Here is a 16,677-nt window from a genome sequence, read left to right on the forward strand (position 1 = left end):
ACCTCAGTGTGCGGATCGCCCGGTGTGAAAGCGTCTTTCCAAATGCTGGCTATAACGCGACATGCTAAAACAGAAAATCCAGTAGACGGCAGCGGCGAAGACGTAGCCTTCGGTCGACATGCCGAGCCATTCAGGATCGACGGTGGCTTGCTGGACGCTGCTGAACAGGTCGAACAGGCCGATAATGATCACCAGACTGGTGTCTTTAAACAGCGCGATGATAGTGTTGACCAGACCCGGTATCACCATTTTCAGCGCCTGCGGCAGAATGACTAAACCCTGCGTTTTCCAGTAGCCGAGCGCCAGTGATTCGGCGGCTTCGGTCTGGCCTTTCGGCAGCGCCTGCAAACCGCCGCGCACCACTTCCGCGACATACGCCGACTGGAACAGCACCACACCCACCAGCGCGCGCACCAGTTTGTCGATGTTGGTTCCTTCGGTCATGAACAGCGGCAGCATCACCGAGGACATGAAGAGCACGGTAATCAGCGGCACGCCGCGCCAGAATTCGATGAAAATCACCGACAGAATACGCACGATCGGCAGACGCGAACGTCGTGCCAGCGCCAGCATAATCCCCAGCGGTAACGCACCGGCGATGCCGACTGCGGCGATGATCAGCGTCAGCGTCAGGCCGCCCCACTGGCGGGTTTCGACAAGGCTCAGACCAAAGAATCCGCCGTACAGCATGATCCAGGTGAAAATCGGGAACAGAACAATCCAGGCCGTGATGTAACGACCGCGGCGTGGCATCGCTTTGAAGAAAATCGGTGCCAGCGTCAGCAGACCGACAATCAGGGTGACGTTAATACGCCAGCGTTGATCAAACGGATACAGCCCGTACATGAATTGCCCGAAACGCGCGTGGATAAACACCCAGCAGGCACCGGCTTTGGTGCAGTCCGTTCGTGCGGTTCCGACCCAGTTGGCCTGGAAAATCACCCAGTTCAGCAGGGGAGGGATCACCAGCCACATCAGCCATAAACAAAACAGCGTCAGCAGGCTGTTAAACCAGCTGGAGAACAGATTTTTGCGTGCCCACAGCACGGCAGTCCCGACTGGCGTACCGGGCTTGACGGCTCTGACTCCGGGAGGAAGTGTTGTCATCGTCATGGATTTCCCTTAACGCTCGACCAGCGCAATACGCCGGTTATAAATATTCATCAGGAAGGAGATGACCAGGCTGATAATCAGGTAAACGGACATCGTGATGGCAATGGTTTCAATCGCCTGACCGGTCTGGTTGAGCACGGTACCGGCAAACAGAGACACCATATCCGGATAGCCAATTGCGGCCGCCAGAGAGGAGTTTTTCACGATATTCAGATACTGGCTGGTCAGCGGCGGAATAATCACCCGCATGGCCTGTGGTAAAATAACCTGGCGCAGCGTGACCGGATTCGGCAGGCCGAGCGAACGGGCGGCTTCATGCTGACCGTGCGAAACCGACTGAATACCGGAGCGGATCACTTCCGCGATAAACGTGGAGGTGTACACGGACAGCGCCAGCGTCAGCGCGGCCAGTTCCGGAATGAGCACCATGCCGCCGCGGAAGTTAAATCCGCGCAGCGCAGGCATATCCCAGTGCAGCGCGGGCCCGAAAATCAGGTGCGCCAGCCCCGGCAGGACGATAAGCATCACGACAGCCCACGGCCAGATGCGCCAGACGCGTCCGGTGTGGATCTGACGGAAATGGTTATAGCGTTGCAGCGCCACAATTCCGGCTATCGCCAGCAGCAGCGCGATAAGGCCTGCGAGGCTGCCCGGTGCCAGCTCCGGCGACGGCAGATACAGGCCGCGGTTGCTGACGAAAATCGTGTCAAAAGCGTTCAGGCTCTGACGCGGTCCCGGCAGGTTTCGCAATACGGCGAAGTACCAGAAGAAGATTTGCAGCAGTGGGGGAATATTACGGAAAGTCTCGATGTAGACCGTCGACACTTTACGGATCAGCCAGTTATCGGAGAGACGTCCTAACCCGATAATGAACCCGAGAATCGAAGCGAAAACGATACACAGCGCGGAAACCAGCAGCGTATTCAGCAGACCGATAACAAATACGCGTGCGTAGGTGTCGCCTTCCTGGTAGTCGATAAGGTGCTGAACAATGCCGAAACCGGCACCTTTTTCAAGAAACGCAAATCCCGAGGTGATCCCTCGCGTCGTTAGATTGGTAATGGTGTTGTGGAGCAGGTAACCAAGACAGGCTACCAGCAACACCACCGCGAAAATTTGGTAAATCCAGGCTCGTACGGCTGGGTTGGTCAGCGAGAACGATCCTTTTCCGGTTGGGCGTTGCGACATATAGGGTGAACCTCAATATGCGGTAAATCCGTGGAAGTGATGCACCGGGGAACGACCGGTGCATCAGCATCCTTAAAGCATTTCAATCACGGGAATATCTGACTTCAAAAACGAAGGATATTTAGCGGACTGGTGGTGCGTATTGGATCCCGCCTGCATTCCACAATGCGTTCTGGCCACGTTTTATTTTCAGCTCGCTGCCCTGACCGACGTTGCGTTCAAAGCTTTCGCCGTAGTTGCCGACTTGTTTGACGATTTTCACAACCCAGTCATTTGGCACTTTCAGGTCAGCACCGTAAGTCCCGGTTTTGCCCAGCAGGTTGCTCATGTCTGGTGTTGTCGGGTTAGCGGCCAGTTGCTCAACGTTTTTAGACGTCACGCCCATTTCTTCGGCGTTCAGCATGGCGAACAGTGACCAGCGCACAACGGCCAGCCAGTCTTCGTCACCACGGCGTACGACCGGGCCCAGGGGTTCTTTAGAGATAACTTCTGGCAGAACGATGAACTCGTCCGGTTTACCCAGTTTGATACGCAGTGCGTACAGCTGAGACTGGTCGGAAGCCAGGGTATCGCAACGGCCGGAGTCCAGCGCTTTCGCACTTTCGTCTGAACGGTCGAAGGTCACCGGGGTGTAGGTCATTTTGTTGGCTTTGAAGTAATCGGCTACGTTCAGCTCGGTATCCGTACCGGCTTGCAGGCAGACGGTTGCGCCATCCAGTTCTTTTGCACTTTTCAGACCGGCTTTCTGGTGAGTCAGGAAACCGATGCCGTCGTAGTAGTTCACGCCGGCGAAGATCATTCCCATGCCCGCATCGCGGGAAGAGGTCCAGGTGGTATTACGGGACAGGATGTCCACTTCGCCAGACTGCAGGGCGGTGAAACGCTCTTTTGCGGTCAGCGGGGTGTATTTTACTTTCTCAGAATCACCAAACACGGCAGCAGCCACCGCGCGACAGACGTCAACGTCGATACCGGTGAATTTGCCTTTGGAGTCAGCGTAGGAGAAGCCTGGCAGGCCGTCGCTGATACCGCATTGAACAAATCCTTTCTTTTTAACAGCATCCAGAGTGGTACCTGCATGAGCCTGACCAGCCAGTGTCACGAAGCTTGCTGCGGCAATCAGCGTTGAGAGCAATATTTTTTTCATAAAGCGTCCTGTGAGACAAAACTGAAAATTATTATTGTGTGAGTGCCGGAGCACCCTGTCTGTTTATGGGGCAACGCCCTCTGCACCTGTCTTTGCAAAGGGAGTGCCAACATGGAAAACGCCCGATCAATCAAGTCACCTTGAGGATTTGCTCAGTAACATTGATGGACGCTATAAAATTTATTGCCCCGTTTAGGTGCGCGGTCAATGTGAGCGCCTTAAAACGGTGCGGAATATTTCAATATTGGAGTGCAGATCGCGGTCTTTGCAGCAGGAGGAAATATGGCGTCATATTTGGTTAAAAAATGAGGCAAAACGATGAGGTAATCTCTCAGACCCGAAGGTCTGAGAGACATTTTGAAATGGCGTGACTCAGAGAAGGGACTTTATGAGTGCAGCCACCAGCGGCGGAAGCTGACCTTTTAGTGCGGCGCGTTCCGGCTGGAACAAGGTGGCGACAAAAAACGGATGTTCCGGTAATTCAATGGCGCGAACCTCACCGTTCGAATCATGGCCGACCATTTTCAGCGGCTGAGCCTCCAGCGCAGCCTGAAACTCTGTATTGATGCCATAGCGGCAGTGGTAGCCTTCTTCCACTTCCAGCTTGCCGTAAGCGCGCGCCGGAATGCTGCCCGGCACAAACGTAATTTCGCTTTTAACTTCCACCATTTCACACGACAGCGCGCTGATGACCAGACGGCCCTCTGTGTCGGTTTCGCCGTGTCCGGCATCCTGCCAGTCCATCACATTTCGCGCGTATTCAATGATGGCGTGCTGGAATCCGCCGCAGGTTCCCAGAAACGGTTTGCGATTCTCCCGGGCAAAACGGATGGCGCTCAGCGCACCTTCGGTTGAGCGGTACGGGCTGCCGGGCACACACCAGAAGGCATCGTAATTCTTGAGGATTTCAGGGGTGATTGTGTCGGTTGCGAGCCAGTCGGCGTGGATTTCAATGCTGAAGTGTTGTGCTGTGAGGTCGATGGCAAGGGGAATGGCTTGATGGGCAGTGATCGCGGAGTGGTAGTCTCCGACCAGCGCCAGACGTACAGAGTTTTTCATCACTTCTCTCCAGGGCAGGTAAAAAGAGAGGTTACAGAAATGTCATTACGTTGTCGTTTGAAAAATTCTCATCAGCTATTTTCGCAGTACGAAAGGCATTAAAAAACCCACGCGAGGTGGGTTTATCGGGCGCGTTTTTACATCTTCATTCGGCCTGCGTTTTACTGCCTTTAATCAGTTTACGCGCGGCGGCAATCTGCTCATTGTCCGGTGCTTTCGGCTTGGCTTTATTGAGCGCGGTGCTGAGGCCTGAACGGCCCCACAGATCGAAGCTGTCGTCATCTTTGAGGTGATCAAAGATGGAAGGTGTCGCATCGGGTTTTTTAGCCATAAGAAGAGGTATCTCGCGTTGAAGGTTTTTCAAAGAAAAAGCCCGATGCGGTGGCATCGGGCCTGATATCTTATTGCGTTTGCGGCTATCGATAAAGCGAAGGCGTTCCCGCCGGTCGCGTTTTGAAGCGGCGGTGCAGCCAGAGATACTGATCGGGCGCACGCATGATTTCTTTTTCAATCACGCGGTTCATGTAAGCCGCTGCGGCCATTTCGTCGTCAATCGGGTAATCTTCTAACTGTGGCTGAATCACCAGTTCGTAACCTTTACCGCCGGCTTTACGTACCAGAACCACGGTCACCAGCGCAGGTTTTGCCAGACGTGCCAGCATGAAAGTTCCGCTGGTCGTTGCGGCCTGATCAACGGCAAACAACGGTGCGAAGACGCTGCCGCGCGGGCCGTAATCCTGATCCGGTGCAAACCAGACGGCTTCGCCCTTTTTCAGCGCGTGGACCATACCGCGTAAATCCTTGCGATCCAGCATCGCTTTGTTCGAACGCATGCGACCCCAGGTCTGCACGAATTCCATCGCTTTATTGTTGTGCGGGCGGTACATCGCCATCATAGGCTGACATAACCCCATCGCACGGCCACCGAGTTCCAGTGACATAAAATGCACGCCGATAACCAGCACGCCTTGGTTGTTCTCCTGCGCCTTTTTCAGGTTGTGCAGGCCGCTGACGTCAAACCAGCGTTTAACGCGGGCGTCAGACCAGAACCAGGCCATGCCGGTTTCCAGCAAGCCCATGCCGAGAGATTCAAAGTTACTGATGATCCGGGCTTCAACCTGATCGGCTGGCAAATCCGGGAAACACAGTTGCAGGTTGCGGCGGGTAATCGACACGCGGCGTTTCAGAAAGCGCATGGACGTGCGGCCAAGCCAGATACCCAGACGGTAAAGTACCGGATAAGGAAGCTGAACCAGCAGGAACAGGACACCGAGCCCAAACCAGGTGAGCCAGTAGCGCGGATGTAAAAACGATGCACGAAAGCGAGGAGAAGTCATAAAAGCCTAATCATCTGCATAAAAAAACCGGGGTAACGCGTAACGAGATAGCTCAGTCGCGGTACGGATTGTCTGGCAAATATTGGGACAACTGGCGTTCGAAAACGTTTTGGAAACGACACAAGTTGACGCAACTTTTACTTTGTACAGACACTGTTAAAAGGCGGGATCGCGATGCTGAAGGGCTATCCGTAGGCGTTGAGCGGGGCGAATACGACTCTTAAGGTGAGTATAGCATGACGGACTGTTTAACCGGAGAGGGGAGTTGTCCGATAAACGCCCTCTTTACCGTTTATTTACGTCTATTATTGGACACTTCAATGAAAAGACTGTGGAAAGAATGAACTGCATTTCGGAACGTAAAACGCGTTATTCGGAAAACTCAGCGTGCTTCATCAGGAAACACGCTGAGAGTGTCAATCAGCGGTATAACGGGTTACTCATCACGGAATAACGGCCACTGCCGAACAGCGCAATCACTATGGCCGCCATGAAGTAATACACGATGTCTTCAATTGCCCAGGCACCGACCGGTGACAGTGCAAAAGTATGGTGGATACCGACCATCAGCCACGCAACAATCATGGTGGCCGCCGCTGACAACGCGGCAAGACGGGTGAAAATCCCCAGCATCATCATGACCGGAGCAATCACTTCCCCGATGATCACGCCATATGCCACGAACGCCGGAATGCCGTAGCCTGCCAGCATGCCCTGAATGCCGCCGAGCCCGTCGTGTAACTTATGCCAGCCATGAAAAATCAGCAGGCCATAGGTGATCCTCAGCAGTAAAATGGCCAGGTCAGGTTTGTTCAGCGCAGTGGTAAAACGGATATAAAGTTGCTTCATCATTGTCACTCCCAGAGACGTTTTCTTGTCTCTATAAAGTAATTCCTAATCGCGAAACGAGTGGAGAATTATTCTCATTTGGGTTGATCTGGGTTAAGTTTTGTTCAGTTAATCCGCAGGCATAAACCGGCATCAGAACCCGCTGGGATTTTGTGGGGCTGGAGCACTGAGCACGGACGGAGATTTCCGGTTATTAAGAAACATTTTTAGACTTTCGACTTATTTATTTTTGGAATGCGTATCAAAAATACAGCAGGACTATTAAATAAAACGATCGACAGGATTTAAACTATTTATTGTCATTGCAATTAATATCGATGTCTAATGCCGGGTTCCAAAATTATCACTGTTCTAATTATTATTTTATATGAGTTGGTGTTTAAAACGGAATGAAATAAATAACATGTAAAGGATTATTCAATGAATAACGATATTTTACCTATGATAACGAGTTCAATTCATATCATCAGCGTGGTCTATTTCGCTCTTTCGATTCCTTCTTTGTATCTGATGGCGCATAAGAAAGTCGATTCTCGCGTCTGCCAGATAGCCATTGGTATTTTCAGCGGATTGATTGCGAACTACATCTACAAGAACACGCTGCTTAGCAGCGACGCTCTGCTGGGCCTGACGCTATGCCCTATCGTTCTGGCGTCGCTGATTTTTGGTCCGTATGCATTGTTCTTCGGCGGGTTAGTCCATCTGCTAAGGGTTGTGAATAATTCACCGCACTATACGTTATTTTTACTCTCATTTATTGCGCTGTCATTCATTTCAGAAATATGGAAAGGCAGGAAATATACAAAATTTTTGCTGGTTATTGCGATATCAGATACATTTTCAATTCTGCTAAACTGGCAGTTTTTGCACGAAAGAGGGATGTTAAATACGGCGATAATCCGGGCACCTTTCAGTATTGTATTCTTATCTTTGTTGTATGTTTTCTTCGCGAAAATCATTCAGATATTCCTGAATATAAATGCACTGGAAAAACGTGCGCAAACTGATCAGCTGACCGGCCTGCCAAACCGTTTTGGCATTATCGACCATATTAATCATATGAAAATTGGCAGGGAGCGGTTTTATCTTTCTTTAATCGATGTCGATTTTTTTAAAACCGTCAATGACACCTACGGGCATCTCACCGGTGATAAGGTCCTGGTGGAGATCGCGGCGCTGATTGGCGACAGCATTCGCGGCAGCGATTACCTCGGGCGTTTTGGCGGCGAAGAATTCATGCTGATCATAGATGCCCCCGACATGAAAACCGCGGAAAGCACGCTGGAAAGGCTGCTTAGTACTGTGCGCCGTAACGAATTCATCAGCTTTGAGGGCGATTCAACTTTCAGCCTCACCATCTCAGCGGGCGTAGCACTGTGCGAAAAAACCTGTATGCCGGACACAGTGATAAACAGTGCTGATGCGGCGTTATACAAAGCCAAAGAGGGCGGCCGTGACCGGGTTGAGTTCGGCGTTTCCTGCTGCTCGCTGAATCTTTGAGGTAACAAAAAAGGCGCTCTCCTTGCGGAAAAGCGCCTTTTCAAGACAACGACTGATTAGTATCAGTTCATGCCGTATTTTTTCAGTTTCTTACGCAGCGTACCGCGGTTGATACCCATCATCAGGGCCGCACGAGTCTGGTTGCCACGGGTGTACTGCATCACCATGTCCAACAGTGGCTGTTCAACTTCAGCCAATACCAACTCATACAGGTCATTCACGTCCTGACCATTCAATTGAGCGAAGTAGCCCTTAAGTGCTTGTTTTACCGAGTCACGCAGGGGCTTTTGAGTCACCTGGTCTTGTGAGTTTACGGTAGAAACGGTCAGTACGTCAGAATTCACGCGTTGTTCGAACATAGTTCTGTCAGCTCTTTTTTGTTACGCAAGATTTTCGAAATATGCTTCCAACGCCTCCAGCTGTTCGCTGGCATCCTCTATGGCGTTGAAGGAGCGCCGAAACTGGTCATTCGGGGCATGCTCCTGGAGATACCAGGAAACGTGCTTACGGGCGATACGGAATCCCTTGCCTTGACCATAAAAGTCGTGCAATTCCCGTACGTGCCCTATTAACAAGCGCTGAACCTCACCCATAGGCGGTGGAGGTAACAGCTCCCCTGTGTCCAGATAATGCTGGATTTCCCGGAAGATCCAGGGTCTCCCCTGAGCGGCACGTCCTATCATCAGAGCATCAGCTCCGGTGTAGTCGAGTACCGCCCTGGCTTTATGCGGGTCAGTTATGTCGCCATTCGCGATAATCGGAATGGAAACACTCTGCTTAACTGTCCGAATGCTGTCGTACTCTGCTTCTCCATTGAAGAGGCAGGCACGGGTTCGGCCATGAATAGTCAGGGCCTGAATTCCACAGTCTTCAGCCAATTGGGCAATTTGTACACAGTTACGGTGTTCCGGTGCCCATCCAGTACGGATTTTCAACGTGACTGGCACATCTACCGCATTCACAACGGTAGTGAGGATTTGTTTGACCAAATCCGGATACTGCAACAAAGCAGATCCTGCCAGTTTGCGGTTCACTTTCTTGGCCGGGCAGCCCATATTGATATCAATGATTTGCGCACCGCTTTCCACGTTAATTCGTGCAGCAGCCGCCATATCTTCGGGGTCACAACCGGCAATTTGCACGGCGCGGATCCCCGGTTCATCGTTATGTACCATACGCAAACGTGACTTATCCGTACGCCACACCTCCGGATTGGAGGAGAGCATTTCAGATACTGCCATCCCAGCCCCCATCGCATGACATAAGGCACGAAATGGTCGGTCAGTGATACCGGCCATTGGGGCCGCAATCAGGCAATTTGTAAGCTGGATGTGTCCGATGCGCATTAACTAGGAATGACCATACTGATGTCCGCAAGGGCGCGTATATTACGCATTTTCGTTACGATATGAAAGGCCAAACTTTGAGCAATTTGATAAGAAATAGCCTTGCCAGCGGCAAAATGCAGTATGGTTTTGTTTTTTATCTTGGTTTTACATTGAGTTATGTGACGACGGTCAAATTGTGCGCTTAGGCAAATTCCTAATATCTCTCTGAAACATCCTGTTATAACAGCGGATTCTAAGGGTTGATTTGCCGTTTTAAGCAGCAACAACCACAAAAATCCGTGATGCAGATCGTCTTTTGGTCAGAAAGTGACTTATTTTACGTTCGGATGACATCTTATTTTCAGAAAGGATTCAGGGCCACAAAAGCCGGTTCCGTGGCCCTGATGTTCTGAAGTTTTTATTCCGCGACGATCACGCGGCCGTGAAGGCTTTGTACAGGGCGGTTATTCGCATGATGAAGAACATGCTGGAATTTCTCTAACTGTTGCTCAGAGAGCGTCAGAGGCTGTTTAATGACCAGCCAGCGAACGCCTTCAGTACAAGGTGGCGTGGTCAGCGATCCGCTAAAACGGTAATGCGTCAGGTCTTTCGGCAGTAAGCCGGACAGCGCGACTTTGCTTTTCAGCGGTACCGTTTCACCCATCTTTTCCGGCATCTGTTGCCAGATTTTTTCCAGCTCAGGATTGGCGGCACCGGTTTCAAACATCACGGCCACCACGGCAATCTCGCCGTCTGCATCCATGTGTACAAAATGCGCTTCCATCGGGAAGGATTTGCCGTTGATGGTGTTTTCGCTTGGCGCATGGAAATGGAATTGCTGAAGCACGAACTTCTCACCATCGAGGGTAATAAAATCACCTTCCCGGACATTCACCTGCACGCTGTGACCGTTATTGACCACGTTCACCGGCGGTAAGGTGTAGCTGAGTTCCAGCGGGTGCGGATGCACTTTCATGGCGTCTTTGATATCGACGGGAGACTGCATTTTTCCCTGTTCGCAAAGATGAAAATCCGGGCTGAGTTTTGACCAGTTCTGCGGGGCTTCGTCGCCATCGTAAGACCAGTGCGGGGTTTCGCTGGCGTAAGCAGAAAATGTTAAAGCGGCCAGCACAACTGACAGTAATGCGCGTTTCATGAAATATCCCTTTCATAACATTGAGTAAAAAACCGTGCTGATATTAAGGGTTTTAGCAGGAAGGGAACAGAGTGACAGGAGGGCGGAGAGGATTTTCGGATAAAACTAACCCTTTCTGCACAAACAGAAAGGGTTACAGGCAACAAATCAGGCTTTTTTAACGCCTGTAATACGGCACCATTCTTCTTTCTCGGCAACCGTATCCAGTTCGAACTTATCACGGTAAGCATCAGCGACGCTTTGCGCCTGGCTGGCCAGAATGCCTGAAAGCCCCAGATGACCGCCAGCAACCGGCAGCACACTGATAAGCGGGGCCAGCTCGCGCAGCGGGCCTGCCAGAATGTTTGCGACGACGACGTCGGCAGACAGGTTCTCCGGCTGGTCTTTTGGTAGATACAGCGACAGACGCTCTGAAACGCCGTTACGTTCTGCGTTATCACGGCTGGCCTGGATCGCCTGCGGATCGATGTCGATCCCTACGACGTGTTTAGCGCCTAATTTCAGCGCGGCGATCGCCAGAATGCCGGAACCACAACCGAAGTCGATCACGGTTTTATCGGTCAGATCCAGACTGTCGAGCCATTGCAGACACATGGCGGTTGTCGGGTGCGTCCCGGTACCAAACGCCAGACCGGGATCCAGCATCACGTTAACCGCCGTCGGATCCGGCACATCGCGCCAGCTCGGGCAAATCCACAGACGCTCGCCAAAACGCATCGGGTGGAAGTTATCCATCCACTCGCGTTCCCAGTCTTTGTCTTCAAGCTGTTCGATTTTATGCACGAAACCTTTGCCCAGCAGCGGTTCGTTTTCCAGCATGGCGACTACTTCTTCCATGTCGGTTTCGGCGTCGTACAGGCCAATCGCGTCGGTATCGCCCCACAGCAGGGTTTCGCCTGGCAGCGGTTCAAACACCGGATTGTCGTGCGTATCCTGGAAAGTGACGGACACTGCGCCACTTTCGATAAGCGCGTCGCTCAGCGTTTCCGCGTTTTCACCGGTGGTATTAATTTTCAGTTGGATCCAAGGCATAGCCATTCTCTTCTTAACAATCTGTAAAAATCACTGCCGCCCGGTCAGGACGGCTTCAGTGCGGTTTCGCGCGCCGGTGAGCCAAATTTGTTGCCGATATAAAACGCCAGCAGACTCAGCGAAAGCGACGGCACAATCGGATGCAGACCGGCGATGTGCAGGTCGATACTGGCGAGCAGGGTATAACAAACCGCGCCAACAATCATTGAGCTCAGCGCACCCGTCGCGTTAGCGCGTTCCCAATATAAGCCGAGTACCAGTGGCCACAGGAACACGGCTTCCAGCCCGCCGAAAGCCAGCAAATTCAACCAAATAATCATTTCAGGCGGACGCCATGCGGCCAGCAGAACCAGTAAACCCAGCACAAACGTCGCCCAGCTCGAGAAGCGTTTTAGCTTGCGCTCGTTCGCCAGCTGGTCCGGTTTGATGCCGAGGTATAAGTCTTTAACGATAGTCGCAGATGACTGTAAAAGCTGTGCGTTGATCGTCGACATAATGGCGGCCATCGGTGCGGCGAGAAAAATCCCGGCGGCGTAAGGCGGCAGCACGGTGATCATCAGCGTCGGGATCACCTGATCGGGAATTTTCAGATCCGGCAGCACGGCGCGTCCGAGCGCTCCGGCCAGATGCATACCGAGCATCAGGACCGCAACGACAATCGTTCCGAGCACAATCCCGCGATGCACCGCTTTGCTGTCTTTGTAGGAAATACAGCGGACGGCGGTATGCGGCAGGCCGATAACCCCAAAACACACCAGTATCCAGAACGATGCCATAAACGGCAGCGAGAGAACGTCATCTCCGCCGTGAACGGAAACCAGTTTCGGGTCGATTTGTTGCAGTTTATCGATAGCGGTGTGCAGGCCACCGGCGGCGTGGATCACCGCAAACAGCAGCAAAATGGTGCCCAGCAACATCACCAGCCCTTGCATGGCATCGTTGAGCACGCTGGCACGGAAGCCGCCAAATGCGGTGTACAGCGCGATGCTGATGCCAAAAATCAGCAGACCGGTGTCGTAGGGAATTCCGGCAGCGGTTTCCAGCAGGCGGGCGCCGCCGATAAACTGCACGGTCATCGCACCCAGAAACGCCACCAGCAGGCTCAGGCTCGCCAGCCAGACCAGTAAACGGCTCTGGTAACGTGCAAACAGCATGTCATTGAGCGTAACCGCATTGTAGCGGCGCGCCAGAATTGCGAATTTCTTACCCAGAACGCCCAGCGACAGCCAAACGGCGGGCAACTGGATCATCGCCAGTAATACCCAGCCGAGGCCAAATTTGTACGCCGCACCGGGGCCGCCGATAAAGGAACTGGCGCTGATGTAGGTGGCGGTCAGGGTCATGGCAAGAACGAAGCCGCCCATGGAGCGGTTACCGAGGAAATATTCAGTCAGAAAATTGCCCTGCTGGCGGCGGGTATAGGCGTATACCGACAGGCCGAAAACCAGCAGCAAATAGGCGATCAGCGGCAATAAAACTTCAATTTGCATCTTGATCCTCCAGCGGAATATCGCGGTAAATCACGCGAACCATCAGCCAGCTTAAAAGAATGAAGACCAGAGGCACCAGCAGACAGGCCATTTCGAACCAGTGCGGCAACCCTGTAATGCCCTGTTTATCATCAGGAATATAGGCGGCGAAACACCACGCCAGTAGATAGGCAATCGTCAGCCCAAAGGCCCAGCGGGCTTCGCGGTTAGCTTGAAGAAAACGCTTATCAGTGATCATTTTCCTGTCCCCCCAAAACGTAAAAAAGGCCGGAATATCCGGCCTTGATAAGAGAGTACGCAACGGTACGGTCTTTTATTTTTCCTGCAAACCGAGTTTCTTTTCCAGATAGTGGATATTGGTTCCACCGTGCTGGAAGTTCTCGTCATCCATGATACGCATTTGCAGTTCAATGTTGGTTTTGATGCCGTCGATGATCAGCTCAGCCAGCGCATTTTTCATGCGGGCAATGGCCACTTCACGGGTTTCGCCGTAAGTGATCAGTTTACCAATCATGGAATCGTAGTACGGAGGCACAGTGTAGCCTGCGTAAATGTGCGATTCCCAACGAACACCGAAGCCGCCTGGTGCGTGGAAGCGAGTGATTTTGCCCGGGCTTGGCAGGAAGGTGTTGGGATCTTCCGCGTTAATACGGCATTCCACCGCATGGCCTTTGACGTGCACATCGCTTTGTTTAATTGAAAGAGGTTGGCCGGACGCAATGCGTAGCTGCTCTTTAATCAAATCCACACCGGTGATCATCTCGGTAACCGGATGCTCTACCTGGATACGGGTGTTCATTTCGATGAAGAAGAACTCACCGTTTTCGTACAGGAACTCGAAAGTACCCGCACCGCGGTAGCCGATATCCACACAAGCTTTGGAACAACGTTCGCCGATGAAACGACGCAGTTCTTCCGTAATGCCTGGTGCTGGCGCTTCTTCCACCACTTTCTGGTGACGTCGCTGCATGGAGCAGTCACGTTCAGCCAGATAAACGGCGTTGCCCTGACCATCTGCCAGTACCTGAATTTCCACGTGACGTGGGTTTTCCAGGTATTTTTCCATGTAAACCATGTCGTTGTTGAAAGCCGCTTTGGCTTCAGCACGGGTCATGTTGATGGACTGTTCCAGATCTTTATCGCTGCGCACAACACGCATACCACGACCACCGCCGCCGCCAGAGGCTTTGATGATGACCGGATAGCCGATACGTTTAGCGAAGCCACGGTTTAAATCCATGTCGTCGCCCAGCGGGCCGTCAGAGCCTGGTACGCAAGGTACGCCGGCTGCTTTCATCGCGTGGATCGCAGAAACTTTGTCACCCATCAGGCGGATAGTTTCAGCTTTCGGGCCGATGAAGATAAAACCAGAACGTTCAACCTGCTCTGCGAAATCCGCATTCTCGGACAGGAAACCGTAGCCAGGGTGGATAGCCACCGCGCCAGTGATTTCCGCCGCCGCGATGATGGCAGGGATGTTCAGATAGCTTTTTACTGAAGGTGCAGGGCCGATACAGACGGTTTCGTCTGCCAGCAGCACGTGTTTCAGGTCGCGGTCAGCGGTGGAGTGCACAGCAACGGTTTTGATGCCCATTTCTTTACAGGCACGCAAAATACGCAGGGCAATTTCGCCGCGGTTCGCGATAACAATTTTATCTACCATGGTACGCCTCGTTATTCGATGACGACCAGCGGCTCGTCGAACTCAACCGGTTGGCCGCTTTCTACCAGAATTGCTTTAACAACACCGGATTTGTCTGCTTCGATTTGGTTCATCATTTTCATCGCTTCAACGATACACAGGGTATCGCCCGCGGTGACTTTCTGACCCACTTCGATGAAGGCTTTCGCGTCAGGGCTTGGCGTGCGGTAGAACGTACCCACCATTGGAGAACGAACGATGTGACCACTGATTGCAGCTGGAGCCGCTTCTACAGGCGCAGCAGCTGGCGCAACCGCAGCAGCCAGACCAGGCTGTGGTTGTGCAGGCATTGCGTAAGCCTGTTGCATCATAGGATAAGCCTGCACAGGTGCAGCACGGCTGATACGAACTGACTCTTCACCTTCAGAAATTTCCAGTTCAGAAATACCTGATTCTTCAACCAGTTCGATCAGTTTTTTAATTTTACGAATATCCATGGGTGTGATTCCGTACTCTTTTTGCGTAGAAATTAGTGGGTTTTTGACAAGCGGTTAACCGCTGCCTGTAATGCAAAGTGGTAGCCATCTGCGCCAAGTCCGCAAATAACGCCCACTGCGATGTCGGAAAGATAGGAATGATGCCGGAACGCTTCACGGGCATGTACATTCGACAGATGGATCTCGATAAACGGAATCGACACCCCCAGTAATGCATCGCGCAGCGCCACGCTGGTATGGGTAAAGGCCGCGGGATTGATCAATATAAAATCGACATTTCCGCGTGCCTGATGAATACGTTCAATCAGGACATGTTCTGCGTTCGATTGCAGATGGCTCAGTGCCACATCAGCGGCAGCAGCCTGAACTTCCAAACCTTTAACAATATCGTTGAGCGTGGTGTGTCCGTACGTTTCAGGCTCACGGGTGCCTAACAAATTCAGGTTAGGACCGTTAAGTAGCAAAATGTCAAACTTATGCGCCATTGTGAGCCTATCTCCGGCAATTAGACAAAGATTGTAGAAAATACCCTGATGTCACCGATTTGTCACCTATTTCGCGGCAAATCGACCCGTCTCTTCGGCATGAGGTCGGGCATTATAATGATATCGTGGCAATTCGCAGCTAAATACTGGTCTTATCAGCGAAGATAATCAACCCTCGTCCTGAGATTGAGAGGGGAATTACCCGAATTATGAGGGGCTGAACACAGAAAAGTTCCGGCACTTATCGCAGCCACTGGCGGAATTTTTTATAGCGAAATGCCAGCAAGATGACGGCAAGTGTTGCGTAAATGATCGGTTGTGGCGACAACACTTTCACCGACCAAAGGTAGTGGATCGGCGCAAGAATTGCGATCAGATAGATAAAGTTATGCAGCTTTTGCCAGGATGCGCCCATTTTACGCTGTGCCCAAAGCGTGGAGGTGCAGGCCAGCGCCAGCAGCAAGATCCAGCAGATAATTCCCAGCGTGAGGTACGGGCGCGAAATCAGTTCGCTGCCAAGCAGACGGATATTGCTGATGCCCAGCTCAAGGAACGAATAGCTGAGAAGATGCAGAGTTCCCCACGCAAAACACCATAAACCCAGCAAACGGCGGGTGCGGATAAGCAGTGGCTGTTTGCCATAGCGCGCGACGGGCGTGACCAGCAGTGTCACCAGTAAAAATTTCAGAGTCATCCTACCGGTAAAATGCTGAATATCTTTCGCCGGATCGGCGCTGAACCAGCCCTGATCGACAGAAAGTACGAGCCATAAAAACGGCAAAATGGCGGCAAGGTAGATGACCACTTTCAGCCAGGTGATATTTGCAGGGCTTAAACGACGCATAATAAAGTGG

General features: G+C 52.1%; 18 protein-coding genes. 1 reads left to right on the top strand and 17 read right to left on the bottom strand.

Annotation, left to right across the window (positions count from 1 at the left end; translation table 11 throughout):
• Positions 1-3: 3 nt before the first annotated feature.
• The 7 genes from KWG64_RS10135 to KWG64_RS10165 form a co-directional block, all read right to left on the bottom strand.
• The gene (locus KWG64_RS10135) at positions 4-1,113 is read right to left on the bottom strand and encodes an amino acid ABC transporter permease (RefSeq protein ID WP_370530281.1); all 1,110 of its coding nucleotides are present in this window, start codon (positions 1,111-1,113) and stop codon (positions 4-6) included.
• Positions 1,114-1,122: 9 nt separating this feature from the next.
• Positions 1,123-2,301 carry an amino acid ABC transporter permease gene (locus KWG64_RS10140; protein ID WP_195816286.1) on the bottom strand — a complete coding sequence of 393 codons (1,179 nt, stop codon included), beginning with the start codon at positions 2,299-2,301 and terminating at the stop codon, positions 1,123-1,125.
• Positions 2,302-2,422: 121 nt separating this feature from the next.
• A complete protein-coding gene (locus tag KWG64_RS10145) occupies positions 2,423-3,448 on the bottom strand; it encodes an amino acid ABC transporter substrate-binding protein (protein ID WP_101074918.1) in 1,026 nt (341 codons plus the stop codon).
• Between the two features lie 372 nt (positions 3,449-3,820).
• Positions 3,821-4,507 (bottom strand): CTP synthase, encoded by a 687-nt coding sequence (locus KWG64_RS10150; RefSeq protein ID WP_218521828.1) that lies wholly within the window; start codon positions 4,505-4,507, stop codon positions 3,821-3,823.
• 145 nt (positions 4,508-4,652) lie between these two features.
• Positions 4,653-4,838, bottom strand: a complete 186-nt coding sequence (locus KWG64_RS10155; RefSeq protein ID WP_195816284.1) for a hypothetical protein — start codon at positions 4,836-4,838, stop codon at positions 4,653-4,655.
• A gap of 85 nt (positions 4,839-4,923) precedes the next feature.
• The gene (gene lpxP / locus KWG64_RS10160; RefSeq protein ID WP_152327375.1) at positions 4,924-5,844 is read right to left on the bottom strand and encodes a kdo(2)-lipid IV(A) palmitoleoyltransferase; all 921 of its coding nucleotides are present in this window, start codon (positions 5,842-5,844) and stop codon (positions 4,924-4,926) included.
• Between the two features lie 420 nt (positions 5,845-6,264).
• Positions 6,265-6,696, bottom strand: coding sequence for a DoxX family protein (locus KWG64_RS10165; RefSeq protein WP_370530280.1), 432 nt, complete (start codon positions 6,694-6,696; stop codon positions 6,265-6,267).
• Between the two features lie 417 nt (positions 6,697-7,113).
• On the opposite strand from KWG64_RS10165, the gene KWG64_RS10170 reads away from it, so the two are divergent.
• Positions 7,114-8,193, top strand: a complete 1,080-nt coding sequence (locus tag KWG64_RS10170) for a GGDEF domain-containing protein (RefSeq protein ID WP_218521829.1) — start codon at positions 7,114-7,116, stop codon at positions 8,191-8,193.
• Positions 8,194-8,255: 62 nt separating this feature from the next.
• Here KWG64_RS10170 and fis read toward each other — a convergent pair whose 3' ends face one another.
• From fis to msrQ, 10 genes are all read right to left on the bottom strand, one after another.
• Positions 8,256-8,552, bottom strand: coding sequence for a DNA-binding transcriptional regulator Fis (gene fis, locus KWG64_RS10175; protein WP_004097144.1), 297 nt, complete (start codon positions 8,550-8,552; stop codon positions 8,256-8,258).
• A 21-nt stretch (positions 8,553-8,573) separates the two neighbouring features.
• Entirely contained in the window at positions 8,574-9,539 is a 966-nt protein-coding gene (gene dusB / locus KWG64_RS10180) for a tRNA dihydrouridine synthase DusB (RefSeq protein ID WP_104924220.1), read from the bottom strand.
• A 400-nt stretch (positions 9,540-9,939) separates the two neighbouring features.
• Positions 9,940-10,677: a carbonic anhydrase gene (locus KWG64_RS10185; protein ID WP_218521830.1), complete on the bottom strand. Its 738-nt coding sequence runs from the start codon at positions 10,675-10,677 to the stop codon at positions 9,940-9,942.
• Positions 10,678-10,824: 147 nt separating this feature from the next.
• Positions 10,825-11,709 (bottom strand): 50S ribosomal protein L11 methyltransferase, encoded by an 885-nt coding sequence (gene prmA, locus KWG64_RS10190; protein WP_218521831.1) that lies wholly within the window; start codon positions 11,707-11,709, stop codon positions 10,825-10,827.
• Between the two features lie 44 nt (positions 11,710-11,753).
• Entirely contained in the window at positions 11,754-13,199 is a 1,446-nt protein-coding gene (gene panF / locus KWG64_RS10195; RefSeq protein WP_218521832.1) for a sodium/pantothenate symporter, read from the bottom strand.
• Complete coding sequence (locus KWG64_RS10200) at positions 13,189-13,437, bottom strand: YhdT family protein (RefSeq protein WP_104924224.1); 249 nt, start codon at positions 13,435-13,437, stop codon at positions 13,189-13,191. Before KWG64_RS10200 ends, panF begins: the two co-directional genes overlap by 11 nt.
• 75 nt (positions 13,438-13,512) lie before the next feature.
• Positions 13,513-14,862, bottom strand: coding sequence for an acetyl-CoA carboxylase biotin carboxylase subunit (gene accC, locus KWG64_RS10205; RefSeq protein WP_101074928.1), 1,350 nt, complete (start codon positions 14,860-14,862; stop codon positions 13,513-13,515).
• An 11-nt stretch (positions 14,863-14,873) separates the two neighbouring features.
• A complete protein-coding gene (accB, locus tag KWG64_RS10210) occupies positions 14,874-15,338 on the bottom strand; it encodes an acetyl-CoA carboxylase biotin carboxyl carrier protein (protein ID WP_104924226.1) in 465 nt (154 codons plus the stop codon).
• Between the two features lie 32 nt (positions 15,339-15,370).
• Entirely contained in the window at positions 15,371-15,823 is a 453-nt protein-coding gene (gene aroQ / locus KWG64_RS10215) for a type II 3-dehydroquinate dehydratase (protein WP_013577295.1), read from the bottom strand.
• 241 nt (positions 15,824-16,064) lie between these two features.
• Positions 16,065-16,667: a protein-methionine-sulfoxide reductase heme-binding subunit MsrQ gene (msrQ, locus tag KWG64_RS10220; protein WP_218521833.1), complete on the bottom strand. Its 603-nt coding sequence runs from the start codon at positions 16,665-16,667 to the stop codon at positions 16,065-16,067.
• Positions 16,668-16,677 lie beyond the last annotated feature (10 nt).

It is taken from the genome of Rahnella sp. PD12R (assembly GCF_019200965.1).
GTDB classification, from domain to species: Bacteria; Pseudomonadota; Gammaproteobacteria; order Enterobacterales; family Enterobacteriaceae; genus Rahnella; species Rahnella laticis.